This window comes from Roseovarius amoyensis, from assembly GCF_003260265.1.
GTDB lineage: Bacteria > Pseudomonadota > Alphaproteobacteria > Rhodobacterales > Rhodobacteraceae > Roseovarius > Roseovarius amoyensis.
In genome coordinates this window covers 1-12,350 of the sequence record NZ_QITQ01000042.1, presented here as the reverse complement: position 1 = coordinate 12,350, position 12,350 = coordinate 1, and the positions used below count along the sequence as shown (strand labels likewise).

Below are 12,350 nucleotides of genomic sequence, written 5' to 3'. Positions count from 1 at the left end.
CCTGCGCCTCGTCAGTGCTGTGCTGGTCGAGATCAACGACAAATGGGCCGCTGAAACCAAGCCCTACATCAAGTGGGAATGCCAGGATGCATGAGCATGGCGTCAGTGAATTTCCAGTCCCCAGGTTACACCACCAATTTTGCCTTCGCACCTGTGACGTTTGAGAAAATCCTCCATCCATCCGCCGATACGCTTGGGTCAATCGATGTGCCGGTCACGGCAACAGAACAAGGGGCAAAGGTGGCATCCATTCCGCCAATTCGCATGGGCACTACTTTGATACTCGTATCAGTAGGATTTTGGCAGGCCGAGCGCATGTTCTGCGATGAAGGAAAGAACGAGCTGCGGCGTCACTGGCGCGATGCGGAACAGAATGGCTTCGCGCACCAGGCGCTCGACATGGTATTCCTTGGCATATCCGAAGCCGCCGAATGTCAGCTGTGCGGTCTGCGTTGCCTTCACCGCCGCTTCGCCGGCCAGGTATTTGCCTGCGTTGGCCTCGTTTCCGCAGGGCTTTCCCGCGTCATAAAGCGCGCCTGCGTTCATGGCCATGAGGTTGGCTGCTTCCAACTCGGCCCAGCAGGCGGCGAGCGGGTGCTGCACACCCTGGTTCTGTCCGATCGGCCTGCCAAAGACGACACGCTCATTGGCGTAATCCGCCGCACGCCGAAGCGCGTTGCGCCCGATGCCCACCGCTTCGGCGGCGATAAGCACCCTTTCGGGATTCAGCCCGTGCAGGATCTGGCGAAAGCCCTGACCTTCCTCGCCGATCAGATCTTCGGCCGGGATCGGCAGCCCGTCGATGAACAGCTCGTTTGAATCGACGCATTTGCGACCCATCTTCTCGATCTCGCGCACCGTGACGAACGTCCGATCAAGATCGGTGTAGAACAGGCTCAGGCCTTCGGTCGGTTTCTTGACCTCTTCAAGCGGGGTGGTGCGCGCCAGAAGCAGGATCTTGTCGGCAACCTGGGCGGTCGAAATCCAGACCTTTTGCCCATGCACGACATAGCGGTCACCCTGGCGCACTGCGCGGGTTTTCAGCTTGGTCGTGTCCAGGCCGGTCGTTGGCTCGGTGACACCGAAACAGGCCCGTTGCTCGCCGGCCACCAGTGGGGGAAGATAGGTTCTCTTCTGATCCTCGGTGCCAAACTTGACGACCGGATTCAGGCCGAAGATGTTCATGTGGATCGCCGAGGCCGCGCTGTTGCCGCCACCGGATTCCGCGATGGCCTGCATCATGATCGCGGCGTCGACGATGCCAAGACCGGTGCCGCCGTATTCTTCGGGGATCGCAATACCGAGCCAGCCATCACGGGCCAGCTTCTGGTGCAACTCGATCGGGAAACCGCCTTCACGATCCCGGTTCAGCCAGAATTCATCGTCGAACTCTTCGCAAATCCGCAGGACCGCATCGCGGATTCCCTGCTGATCGGATGTCATCTGATAGGTCATGGTGTCCTCCTCAATTCTCGAAGACCGCTTTCAGCGGTCCGGCTCGGCTACAGTGCCGTTTTCGGTAAGGTTGTCGATCTGCCCGGCGTTGTATCCGAGCTCTTGCAGGACCGCGCGGCTGTCGGCCCCCAGTTCGCTGCGCCCGAGCCAGCGCAGCCGCCCCGGTGTCTTGTCCAGCTTCGGCACCGGTCCGACGACCTTGGTGTCGTCGCCGTCAACCCCCACAATGTCGCCCCGTGCGGCGATCTGCGGATCGGCCAGGATGTCATCGACGTCATAGACCATCGCCGCCACGGCATCGTGGGCCTGGAAGATGTCGATCACCGTTTGCGCGTCATGCTGCGCCACGAATGCCCCAAGCCGGTCGACGATCTCGTCCATGTGTTCCGCGAAACCGTCAAGGCTTTGGAATTGCGGCTGCCCCGCCCATTCCTTTCCGCCGGCCGCCTCAAGAAGACGTCGCCAGGTTGCCGCGCTTCCCGCGCTGATGGTGACCCATTTTCCATCGCGGGCCCGAAACACCCCCGCCGGGGCGTAAGAGTTGGGCGCCTGCAGCCCGTTTTGGTCAACCCGCACGCCCGTGCCGGTGCGGGTCGGAACGTGATAGTCGATCAGGCGCAACAGCGGCTCGAATATCGCCAGTTCCACCACCTGGCCCCGCGCGCTGCCGTTCTGCACCGCATGAAGCGCCATCATCGCGCCGTAGGCCGCCATGAGGCCGGTGGTCGAATCCGCGGCGGGAAAGCCGGGGGGCATCGGCGCTCCGTCGGCGTAGTCTGTCATGTGGGCCAGCCCGCTCATGGCTTCACCGGCCCGGCCAAAGCCCGGCCACGAGGCGCGCGGCCCGGTCTGTACGTAACCCGAGATACGTACGATCACCAGATCGGGGTTCCATTCGTGCAGGACCTCGGGCCCCAATCCTGCCCTTTCCAGTACGCCAGGGCGGAAATTCTCGACCAGAACTTGCGCGTTTTCGACCAGGCGACGCAGCACCGCGCGGCCGTCTTTGGTCTTCCAGTCCAGCGCCATCAGCCGCTTGTTTCAGGCCAGCGTCTTCCACCAGGCGCCGACCCCATCCTTGGCGCGCGCTCAGCGCCCGAAGCATGTCACCCTGCCCAGGGCGCTCGATCTTGACCACGTCAGCGCCGAAATCCGAAAGTAGGGCGCCGCACATCGGTGCGGCGATCACATGACCCATTTCAATTACCCTGATATCACTCAGCGGCCCGTTATTCATGCTCAAGCAGTTGCCTCGCTCTTCCCAATTTCCTTTGTCAAGCTCATTTTTTCCGGCCCGACGGCATCAGTCTGCGCGAAACCGAAATCCATTGCGAGAACAATTGAACGCCCGTTAGATATCGCGAACGAACGGTGGAATTTCCACTTGACGGAGAAAAAAATGGCAGAACCAGACAAGAATCGAATGCCTGAACGCCGACCTTCGGTTGCAGAAGCATTGGACGGTTTGTTCGATCCCCGCACGATTGCGGTGGTCGGGGCCTCCCGCACCAAGGGCAAGCTGGGACAGGCTGTGCTGGCCCTGCTGAAGAGCAACGGCTATGGCGGCAAGATCATTCCGGTGAACCCCTCGGGCGGCGAGATCGAAGGCCTTCCGGCGGCGCGCAGCCTGGAAGAGATCGAAGGCCAGATCGACGTGGTGGTTCTGGCGACCCCGGTCGGCATTGCGCTTGATGCGCTGGAAACCTGTACCCGGCTCGATGTGAAAGTCGTGGTCGGGGTGACCTCCGGCTTTTCGGAAGCCGGGGACGACGGGCATGAGAACGAGTTGCGGCTCCGCCGGATCATGCAGGACGCGCCGTTTCGTCTGGTCGGGCCGAACTGCGAAGGCGTGGTGCGCCCCGCATCAAACCTGCAACTGACTTTCAGCCCCATGTTCAACGGCCTCAGGCCCGGCCCGGTGGCCATGATTTCCCAGTCCGGCGCGCTTGGAGGCCTTATGGCGTTGCGTTTGGGTGAACGCGGCGTGGGCATCAATGCCATCGTTTCCAGCGGCAACGAGACGGACCTTACCGCTGCGGATCTGCTCGAGTATCTGGGCAACGACCCGCAGACGCGCGTGGTTCTGTGCTACGTCGAGGAATTGCGCGACGGCCGCCGCTTTGCCGAGGTGGCCCAACAGCTCACAAGGGATGGAAAGCATGTCGTTGCGGTCAAGGGCGGGCGCAGCCGCGCCGGCTCGCGCGCGGTCCAGTCGCATACCGGCGCGATGGCCGGGGATGACCGGGTGATCAGTGCGATCTTTCGCGAAACCGGCGTCATCCGCGCCCGGGAATCCGTGGCCGCCATCGATGCCGTGACCGCGCTCGCCGCAGGCAGGCGGCCTGCCGGCAACCGGGTCGGCATCATCTCTGTCACCGGCGGGCTTGGCGTCGAGATGACCGACCTGGCCGAAAGCGCCGGCTTTGAGGTGCCGGTGCTGGATGAGACGACGCAGACCGCGCTGTCGCGCTATGTGCCGTTTTACGGTTCGGTCTCGAATCCGGTCGATCTGACCGGCGTTGTTCTGGCGAATCCCACTTATGTCGGACGCTGCCTGGAGGCCGTCGCCGCCGATCCGGGCGTGGATATCGCCATCGCAATTATCACATTTGTGCCGGATCAGCAGTTCATCGAGGCCCTGGCCGAAGCGTTCGACAGCACCGGCAAGCCGATTCTGATCATCTGGACCGGCGCGGCGCGCAGTAATGCCTCGGGCGAGGCCCTGCGCGAACGCGCTGTCCCTGTTTATGATTCGCCGGCAAGGGCGGCGTCGGGTCTTGCGGCGCTGGCGGCCACAAAAGGAGAAGTGGCATGACTTGCAGAGAAACACTCGAAAGCTGGCAGCGTGCCGGGCGCAAGGTGGTCCACGAGGCCGACGCGAAGGACCTGCTGCAACGGATCGGCGTGCCGGTGCCTAAACGTGACCCCGCCGAAGGGCGCTGTGTCGCCAAGCTGTGTCACGACGACTATCCGCACAAGTCCGATCATGGTCTCGTCCGACTGGGTCTTTCTCCCGAAGAGGCCAGGCAGGCCGCCGCGGAGATGGCCAAACAGTATCCGGGCGGCACCGCGCTGATCGAGGAAATGGAAGAAGAGTCAGTGGCCGAATGGATCATCGGCTGCAAACGCGACGACACCTTTGGCCCGATCGTTCTGGCCGGCCCCGGCGGAATTCTGGTGGAACTGATCGACGCGGCCGAAATCCGGCTCGCTCCGGCAGGGCCACAAACCGCCGAGGCGATGGTGGATTCGGGCCCCGGCGCCAGGTTGCTGGCAGGCCTGCGCGGCGCGGAACCCGCCGACAAGGGGGCCCTGGCGGACCTGATTTCGCGCATATCTGTTTTCTTCGCCGAAAACGCCGATCTGATCTCGGAAATTGAAATCAACCCTGTGATGGTTCGGGCGGACGGGAAAGGGTTGGCCGCTGCCGATGCCTTGATCGTGTTGTCACCCAAGGCGGATGAACAGGAGAATTTAACGTAATACGTCACCCTTTCGGAGAGTTGTCACTGGGCCAGACCGGCGTTTCAATCCGGCGGACTATGACGGAAACCGATGTTGTCAATTTCTGCATGCTGACCGGGAATTGGCTGGAACTATATTCCAACATCGAACATGCCAAGGAAGCGATCTACGGCCAGCGCCTTGTTCAGGGCAGCCTGGTGTTTTCCATCGTCAATGCGATGATTCCCTTCGACAGTTATGTGCTTGCCGCCTTCTACGGCTGCGACAAGCTGCGCTTTCTGCGGCCCACCTTCATCAACGACACCCTCTGGGCCCGCGCTGAAATCGTCGATCTGAAGGATCACGACGAAAAGCATGGCGTCGTGACCAGCAAGCTGGAAGGCATCAACCAGCGCGACGAAACGGTCCTGCGCTGCGAGTTCAGCCGCTGATCCGCAAGGCTCGTCTTGATCGCCCCGGAGAACCGCCCAAGGTTCGGGCCGTGCACGAAACGACACAGGGAGAGAGCGCATGAACTTTCTGACACCCGAGCAGGAGATGTGGCGCGCCACCGTCGAGCGTTTCATCGACGAAGAGATCGGCCGCGACTATATCCGCAAATGCGACCGTGAGCGCGAATATCCCTATGAGGCCTATGAGAAGGTCGCCAAACAGGGCTGGCTTGGAATTCTGTTCTCGGAAGAGAGCGGCGGACTGGGCGGTGACATCATGGATTACGCCCTGATGTGCGATGCGCTGGCGAAATACGGCTTCGACTTCGCCACCGGTCTGATGGTCGCCACTTTCACCGCGATGAATATCGAGAAATTCGGCACACCCGAACAGAAAGAGCGCTACATCCAGCCGTTCCTCGATGGCGACATCCGCTTCTCGATCTCGATTTCCGAGCCCGGTGCCGGCTCCGACGCGGCCTCGACCAAGACCCGCGCGCGGCGTGACGGCGACGGCTGGTCTATCGCGCCGCCAGCCTGGCCGCGGCCAAGACACTCTGCACGCGCGAAGTCTCGATGGCAAAACTCTATGCCTCCGAGACCTTGCAGACCGTCACGCGCAATGGCATGCAGATCCTCGGCAGTCATTCCATGCTGCCCGAAGCGGATATGGAACGGTATTTCCGCGAAGGGATGCAAAGCACCATCGGTGGCGGGACCTCGCAGATTCAGCGCACGCTGATCGCCAAGACCATGCGCCCGAACTGACGTCGGAACCGCGTCGGGGCGGCCGGACAACAAGGAGAATGAACCTATGAAGAACGCACGCGATCCGGTCATCGTCGGCCTTGCCGACGCGCCAATCGAGGACGGGAAATTCGTCACCAAGGCCTCGGTTCTGGGCCATGCTGCCCTGGTGGCAAAGGCGGCCGTCGAGGAAGCCGGCCTGACGCTTGATGATGTCGACGGTCTTTTGACCGCCGGCATGTGGGGTGTGCCGGGTCCGGGACAGCTGGCCACGGTAACTCTGGGCGAATATCTCGGCATCATGCCAACCTATGTCGATGGCACCAATATCGGCGGCTCCGCCTTTGAGGCACATGTGGCCCACGCCGCAATGGCGCTGCGCGAGGGCTATTGCGAGGTGGCGCTGATTGTCTACAGCTCCGACCAGAAATCCCTGCGCAGCCGCAATCTGGGGGGGCGCCCTTCGGTTCTGTCGATGCAGCATGAAACCCCCTATGGGATGCCGACCCCGGTGGGCGGCTATGCGATGGCGGCGCAGCGTCACATGCATGAATACGGCTCCACCTCCGAGAACCTGGCCGAGATTGCCGTTGCCACCCGGAAATGGGCGCAGCTGAACCCCGCGGCGACGCGGCGCGATCCGCTGTCCATCGACGACGTCATGTCCAGCACGATGATCTCGGAACCGCTGCACCTGCTTGACTGCTGCCTGGTCACCGACGGGGCCGGTGCCATCGTCATGACCACCGCCGAGCGCGCCAAGGATCTCAAGACCAAACCCATCGCCGTCAAGGGGTATGGCGAGGCGCACACCCATTGGGCGGTTGCAGAGATGCCCGACCTTGCCCGTCTGCTGCCCGCGCAGAAGGCTGGCGAAACGGCGATGAAAATGGCCGGTGTAAACCATTCCGATATCGACGTGGTCGAGGTCTATGACAGTTTCACCATCACCGTTCTGCTGACGCTCGAAGCGCTTGGCTTCTGCAAGATCGGCGAGGGCGGCGATTTCGTCTCGGGCCAACGCACGGCACCCGGTGGTGCCTTTCCGATGAACACCAATGGCGGCGGGCTGTCCGCGCTGCATCCGGGCATGTACGGGATGTTTCTGTTGATCGAGGCCAGCCGACAGTTGCGCGGCGACTGCGGTGAACGGCAGGTTGCGGGCGCCGAGACCGCGCTGGTGCATGGCACGGGGGGCACGCTGTCCTCCGGCGCGACCGTTATTTTGCAGAAGGATTGAGCCGATGAGCATTGAAAAACCGCTTCCGGTGGTCGACCACGACAGCGCCCCGTATTGGGAGGCCGCGCGCGAGGGTCGCCTTGACATCCCGCTTTGCGGCGATTGCGGCAAACATCACTTTTATCCGCGTTCGATCTGTCCGCATTGCCATTCCGACAACCTGAAATTCGACACGGTCAGCGGGCGTGGCGAGGTGCATACCTTTACCATCGCCCGCCGTCCGGCAGGCCCGGCCTTTGGCGATGACGTGCCTTACGTCGTTGCCTTGATCGAGCTGGAAGAAGGCCCGCGGATGATGAGCCGTGTTCAGACCGACGCCCCGGAGAAAGTGCGTATCGGTGCCAAGGTCGAGGTGACCTTCGTGAAGGCCTCGGACGAGATCACCTTTCCCTATTTCCAGCTGACCTGAAACAGCGGACACAGGTCCACGCAACCAAACGAAAAGGGCCGCCGCAGGTATTCCGTGGCGGCCCTTTTTTTTGTGAAGACGCAAGGGTGTTACCCGGGGCTGAGGGACTTTCTCTCTCCGCGAATGAACCGCCATGCCAACAGCCCGATCAGTGCTGCGCCGCCGACAACATCGGCCATTGGCGCGGCATAGAACAGCAGCGCGGCCGCCGCCAGAAACAAGCCCCGGCCGATAATGGACAGCGTTCCCCGAAGGTAACCGCTGAACCCGACGCTGACGGCAAAGACTGCGGCGCTTGCCACGCCAACGTCCAAGATGACCTGACCGGTCCCACCCTGTGCCAGGATCCCCGGCCGGAACACAAACAGGAACGGCACCACATAGACCGCCCCGGCAAGCGACAGCGCGCGGCCGGCCACCTTCCAGAAGTTGGCCCCGGCCAGAGCGGCCGCCGCATAGACACTTGCGCAGACAGGTGGCGTGATGGCCGACAGGATCGCATAGTAGAACACGAACAGATGCCCCGTCAGTTCCGGCAGGCCAAGCCGCACGAGGCTGGGCGCGGCCACCGCCGCCGCCAGCACGTAAGAGGCGGTGGTGGGCACATCCATGCCCAGCACGATCGACAGCACAGCCGCCAGCAGCAACGCAACGATCAGGCCCTGATCGGACACGGAAAAGAGCAGGTTCGATATCTTCACCCCGGCGCCCGTCGCCGTCAGAACCTTGACCACAATCGCCGCACAGGCCAGCAGCGGTGCAATCATCACCAGCGCGCGGCCGGCTTCGACCATCCCTTCATAAACATCGCGGGCCAGCCCGGCCCAACACGCCCGCAAACCTTGCTTCCGGGTTTCCTGGGAAAAAGGGCGCACGACCGCGCAGGTCAGGATCAGAACGATGATCGACGCGGCGCCTGCAAAGCTTGGTGTGTAGCCCTGGAACAGGAAATAGATCACCGTCGCGATGGGAAAAAACAGCGGGATCGCCTTGTCCGGCGCCAGGAAATCCGCCGGTTTCGGCATTTCGTTTTTCGGCGTGGGCTGAAGGCCTGCACGGCGCGCATAAAGGTCCACACCCAGCCATATCGCGAGGTAATAGAGAAACGCCGGACCGATCGCTGCCACAGCGATCTGGGTGTAGGGAATGTTCAGGAACTCGGCCATGATGAAGGCCCCCGCTCCCATCACCGGCGGCGTCAGCTGACCGGCTGAGGAGGCAACCGCTTCGACCGCGCCAGCAAAGGCAGGAACCAGCCGATCACCCGGCGGGCTGCCTCAAGCGTCAGCAGGACGGCCAGCAGCCCGGCGATCTTGTCCATCGGGCCGTACCGCACCATGATGTCGGAAAAGCGATCCCGGTTGAGGATCACATAAAGGCACACGCCAAAGGCCAGCAGCCCGAGCGTGATGTCGAGGGCCCGTTCCAGTCCGCTTCGGGTGCCGGTCCGCGACGCCTGCGCGGCATAAAGGAAAAAGGCACCACCCAGACCGAACCCGACAAAGATCGGCCTTTGAACCAGCGGTTCAAACTGTCCGAACAGGGCATTGTAGAAATGCAGGGCGACGAATGCCGCAAACAACGCGCCGAGCGCCTGCGCTCCTCGCCGCCCCCAAGGCGAAGCTTCGGTCGATAACTGTCTCATGTTTCCTCCCGAGACGGCGGGGCGCATGTGGCGCCCCGCTCGGCCGATCCGTTCGACCGGCGGCGTGACCGTCCGCAGTGCGGAATCAGTTGCCTACGGCTTCTTTCCAGTAACGCGCCGCGCCCGGATGATAGGGTATGCCGGTCTCGATGGTGGCGACGGCATCGGCGGCTATGTCGTAATCCGCCAGTTGCGGCCAGGCTTCGACCAGCAGGTCCATGTTCTGGTGGATGCTGCGGGCGATGTTATAGGCGGTCTCGTCGTCCATGACGTCAGTGCGGGTCAGGAAGAAGACGTTGAGCTTGGGTACCCGCATTTCCTCGGATCCCGGAATAAGCCCTGCGGGAAGAGTTGTGAAACCGACGCCCTCCATGGCTTCTGTCGCCGCTTTCTCCTGCTCTTCGGTGACGTCGATCAACCGCATCTCGGTGCTTGTCATCAACTCTTGCAGGGTTGCATCGATAGAGTTTGCGGCGCCGTATTTGCTATAGCCGATGATCTGGCGGTTCTTGATGCCTTCCACCGCGTCACCGACGGCACCATGCACAAGGTCGGCGTTGATGACGAACATCGACAGCACGGTGGTTGTCAGGGTCTCGGCGGCCGACCCCCGGATACCGGGATTGAACTTCTTGCCATCAAGTTCTTCAAGCGAGGTCACGCCCGATTCCTCGGTTGCGGCAATCAACAGGACCGACGCGCTGTAGGGATAGAGCGCAACCGTATCGGGAATGGCGTTGCCTTCGAACTTGCCGATTCCGTTTCGAGCCGAGATAAGAATGTCGGTGGCGGCAAGACCGAGATCGATTTCGTCCCGCGCTAGGCGCAGGACATTGTCCACGCTGGCGCCGGTCTCGATCACGTTGACGGTGGCATCTTCCATGCCGGTCTCGATCGCCTTGCTCATTGCCACCGAGATCGTGAAGTGGCTGGACGTCGGGCTCGTGGTCCCCATCGTGAGGTCCTTGGCCGAAACCACCCCGCCCACAAGAATGGCGCTCAAGGCCGCCGTGGCACCAATTGCCCTTCGGCTTCCGGTTGTTATGCGTTTGAACATGTCTTCGTCTCAGTTGTTGTTCAACTTTATCGGCAACTGCGCTTCAGGCGCGCAGAATACCGGACTTATCGATCCGCTCGCGCAGGACGGTCAGCTCTTCGTCTGTTGGCGGCGGCGTCTGCGGCACGTCCCCCGTGATCCCAAGATCAAACCCCGTGTGGCGCTGGACCTCTTCGGCCGTATTGCCCGCGTGGACCGATTTCAGCCGCATCCGAAGCGTCGTCTTGTCGAAATCCATGACCGCGCGTGGTGTCACCACGAACCGCGGCCCTTCATTTGTCAGGCCGGCCTCGCGTTTCGCCTCGGAGCCGGAAAGATGCCCCGGTAAGGTGATGAAATCCACCTTTTCCACGAAATTCCGCGCCGTATGAACCGTGGGGCAGATATAGAATCGCGTGGAGGTGTGGCAGTAGGACAGGTTGGCAGCCCCCGGCGCGCGCATCCCGGGCGCGTCGAGCGTGCCACCAACGTGATGCAGGTTGATGTTGCCGAAGGCATCGTGCTGCAACCCGCTGTGAAAGAAGAAGTCCAGGCCGTGATGGCTGTGGCCGAAAAGCTCGATAAAGGTTTCTGCGGCCTCGCAGCGGCCCAGGGCACGGTCGTCCAGCATGGACGGATAAAGACGCCCGGGCAGCGGGTTGAAGAACATCTCTCCTCCGACTGTCAGGTTCGGTGCATGCAATTCGCGCGCCAGAGCGATCGCCGCCATCGGGACCAATGCAGCAGCATCCGCCGCGCCCAGCTCGCCATCGGCCAGGTCGCGGGCCAGTACGACAACCATCTGCTCAAGGGGGAAACCGCCGCGCTCATCTCTTCCGTGTCTCCGCTTCGAGCCGGGCGAGATATTCGGCGCCGCCGACCGCTTCAATATAGTCGCCCTGGCTTTTCGGCCCGGTCACATGACGCGCGATGTAGTCGTCCAGTCCTGCGCGGTCGCCGGTACGGGCGGCATCGCCCAGGTCGGCGTAGGCGTCGATATGATCCTCATCCATCGCATAATTGGGAAAGCTCGCGGTGGGGTGCGCGCCGTAGGGCACCTCGACCACCGCATCGACATAATAGCCCGGCACCGTGACCCGTGACCCGTGACCCGTGACCCGTGACGGATCGTTCAGAATGACCTCGTCCGGCACGATCTTATCCACGCTGGCAATCACCATGTCCGAGGCGCGCGCCATCAGCTGATCGGCATAGACCATGGTGCTGAGATGGCGCAGGTTTCCCCAGCGGTCGGCCTCTTGCGCATGCAGAAACGTGACGCGGGGTCGGATCGGGCCGACGGCGTGAATGCGACGTCCCGAAAAGGGGCAGTCGATTTCGCGTATCAGCGGATTGTGCTTTAGCACATCTGACCCGCGCAGCGCGTCGATTGGCTGGAACGGCACGCCGTGGGCCGAGGCCATCAGCCCGCCCACCACGGTCAACGCGTCAAGCGCGTGGGCAGTCACCTGCCCTGTCTCAACCGTGCTGCGAAAATTGGGGCAAAGACGGTTCTCCAGCGTGACGCCGGGAATGAATACCTGCTCGACCGCGCCTGCCGCGATCATAAGGTCGATGTCATAGCCCGCGCCGGGCGAGGAATAGACATGCAGGCCGCTTGCGCCCGCGCCCAGCAGCCCGCGCACCAATGCGATCGGGCGGCCCTGTTTGAACAGCCCGCCAAGACATAGCTCAGGACGTTCCTGCAAAGCGTCGCGGGCCAGAATCGCTGCGTCCTGCAGCCCCGTGACCTTGCTGCGACGCGTGGGTGTTGTCTGGCCTTCCTTCGTAAGGAGTTCGCCCTGAACATCGCCGTCAGGCTGCCAGTTTGTCGACTTGAACTCTTCGGTCACGTGCCATTTCCTCGTCAACGATCATGCAAGTTCGGCAGATCAGCCAAGTCAGCTGGCGCAAAAAGACCC

Annotated in this window: 13 protein-coding genes and 1 pseudogene; 7 read left to right on the top strand and 7 right to left on the bottom strand. The window is 62.3% G+C overall.

The features are described from left to right. Positions 1-288: 288 nt before the first annotated feature. Together DL899_RS18195 and DL899_RS18190 are read right to left on the bottom strand one after the other, a co-directional pair. Positions 289-1,455 carry an acyl-CoA dehydrogenase family protein gene (locus DL899_RS18195; RefSeq protein ID WP_111735757.1) on the bottom strand — a complete coding sequence of 389 codons (1,167 nt, stop codon included), beginning with the start codon at positions 1,453-1,455 and terminating at the stop codon, positions 289-291. Positions 1,456-1,485: 30 nt separating this feature from the next. Beyond that, entirely contained in the window at positions 1,486-2,484 is a 999-nt protein-coding gene (locus DL899_RS18190; protein WP_275426804.1) for a CaiB/BaiF CoA transferase family protein, read from the bottom strand. A gap of 160 nt (positions 2,485-2,644) precedes the next feature. Between DL899_RS18190 and DL899_RS18185 the strand changes: the two genes are divergently transcribed. From DL899_RS18185 to DL899_RS18160, 7 genes and pseudogenes are all read left to right on the top strand, one after another. Continuing rightward, complete coding sequence (locus DL899_RS18185) at positions 2,645-4,270, top strand: acetate--CoA ligase family protein (protein ID WP_239494764.1); 1,626 nt, start codon at positions 2,645-2,647, stop codon at positions 4,268-4,270. Next, a complete protein-coding gene (locus DL899_RS18180) occupies positions 4,267-4,938 on the top strand; it encodes an acetate--CoA ligase family protein (RefSeq protein WP_111735756.1) in 672 nt (223 codons plus the stop codon). Before DL899_RS18185 ends, DL899_RS18180 begins: the two co-directional genes overlap by 4 nt. Positions 4,939-4,997: 59 nt before the next feature. Continuing rightward, the gene (locus DL899_RS18175) at positions 4,998-5,351 is read left to right on the top strand and encodes a MaoC/PaaZ C-terminal domain-containing protein (protein WP_239494763.1); all 354 of its coding nucleotides are present in this window, start codon (positions 4,998-5,000) and stop codon (positions 5,349-5,351) included. Between the two features lie 79 nt (positions 5,352-5,430). Further along, positions 5,431-5,721 (top strand): annotated as a pseudogene (locus DL899_RS19990) (acyl-CoA dehydrogenase family protein); the annotation flags it as partial. Positions 5,722-5,867: 146 nt separating this feature from the next. After that, positions 5,868-6,119 carry an acyl-CoA dehydrogenase family protein gene (locus tag DL899_RS19985; RefSeq protein ID WP_338049664.1) on the top strand — a complete coding sequence of 84 codons (252 nt, stop codon included), beginning with the start codon at positions 5,868-5,870 and terminating at the stop codon, positions 6,117-6,119. Between the two features lie 46 nt (positions 6,120-6,165). Beyond that, the gene (locus tag DL899_RS18165; RefSeq protein ID WP_111735755.1) at positions 6,166-7,338 is read left to right on the top strand and encodes an acetyl-CoA acetyltransferase; all 1,173 of its coding nucleotides are present in this window, start codon (positions 6,166-6,168) and stop codon (positions 7,336-7,338) included. A gap of 4 nt (positions 7,339-7,342) precedes the next feature. After that, on the top strand, positions 7,343-7,747 hold the full coding sequence (locus DL899_RS18160) for a Zn-ribbon domain-containing OB-fold protein (RefSeq protein WP_111735754.1): 405 nt from the start codon (positions 7,343-7,345) through the stop codon (positions 7,745-7,747). A gap of 89 nt (positions 7,748-7,836) precedes the next feature. On the opposite strand, the gene DL899_RS18155 is transcribed toward DL899_RS18160, so the two are convergent. The 5 genes from DL899_RS18155 to DL899_RS18140 all read right to left on the bottom strand — a co-directional run bounded on the left by DL899_RS18155 (position 7,837) and on the right by DL899_RS18140 (position 12,281). Beyond that, positions 7,837-8,937, bottom strand: a complete 1,101-nt coding sequence (locus tag DL899_RS18155) for a TRAP transporter permease (protein ID WP_239494762.1) — start codon at positions 8,935-8,937, stop codon at positions 7,837-7,839. 8 nt (positions 8,938-8,945) lie between these two features. Continuing rightward, positions 8,946-9,392: a hypothetical protein gene (locus DL899_RS19980; protein WP_239494761.1), complete on the bottom strand. Its 447-nt coding sequence runs from the start codon at positions 9,390-9,392 to the stop codon at positions 8,946-8,948. An 85-nt stretch (positions 9,393-9,477) separates the two neighbouring features. After that, positions 9,478-10,395, bottom strand: a complete 918-nt coding sequence (locus DL899_RS18150; RefSeq protein WP_239494760.1) for a TAXI family TRAP transporter solute-binding subunit — start codon at positions 10,393-10,395, stop codon at positions 9,478-9,480. A gap of 97 nt (positions 10,396-10,492) precedes the next feature. After that, the gene (locus DL899_RS18145; protein ID WP_111735752.1) at positions 10,493-11,230 is read right to left on the bottom strand and encodes a hypothetical protein; all 738 of its coding nucleotides are present in this window, start codon (positions 11,228-11,230) and stop codon (positions 10,493-10,495) included. 25 nt (positions 11,231-11,255) lie between these two features. Next, positions 11,256-12,281 carry a CoA transferase subunit A gene (locus tag DL899_RS18140; protein ID WP_239494759.1) on the bottom strand — a complete coding sequence of 342 codons (1,026 nt, stop codon included), beginning with the start codon at positions 12,279-12,281 and terminating at the stop codon, positions 11,256-11,258. Positions 12,282-12,350: the final 69 nt, after the last annotated feature.

Excerpts from the sequence above, each read along its gene's own strand:
- DL899_RS18195 (WP_111735757.1), bottom strand. The coding sequence starts at position 1,455 with ATGACCTATCAGATGACATCCGATCAGCAGGGAATCCGCGATGCGGTC.
- DL899_RS18190 (WP_275426804.1), bottom strand. The coding sequence starts at position 2,484 with ATGGCGCTGGACTGGAAGACCAAAGACGGCCGCGCGGTGCTGCGTCGC.
- DL899_RS18185 (WP_239494764.1), top strand. The coding sequence starts at position 2,645 with ATGACCCATTTCAATTACCCTGATATCACTCAGCGGCCCGTTATTCAT.
- DL899_RS18180 (WP_111735756.1), top strand. The coding sequence starts at position 4,267 with ATGACTTGCAGAGAAACACTCGAAAGCTGGCAGCGTGCCGGGCGCAAG.
- DL899_RS18175 (WP_239494763.1), top strand. The coding sequence starts at position 4,998 with ATGACGGAAACCGATGTTGTCAATTTCTGCATGCTGACCGGGAATTGG.
- DL899_RS18165 (WP_111735755.1), top strand. The coding sequence starts at position 6,166 with ATGAAGAACGCACGCGATCCGGTCATCGTCGGCCTTGCCGACGCGCCA.
- DL899_RS18160 (WP_111735754.1), top strand. The coding sequence starts at position 7,343 with ATGAGCATTGAAAAACCGCTTCCGGTGGTCGACCACGACAGCGCCCCG.
- DL899_RS19980 (WP_239494761.1), bottom strand. The coding sequence starts at position 9,392 with ATGAGACAGTTATCGACCGAAGCTTCGCCTTGGGGGCGGCGAGGAGCG.
- DL899_RS18145 (WP_111735752.1), bottom strand. The coding sequence starts at position 11,230 with ATGGTTGTCGTACTGGCCCGCGACCTGGCCGATGGCGAGCTGGGCGCG.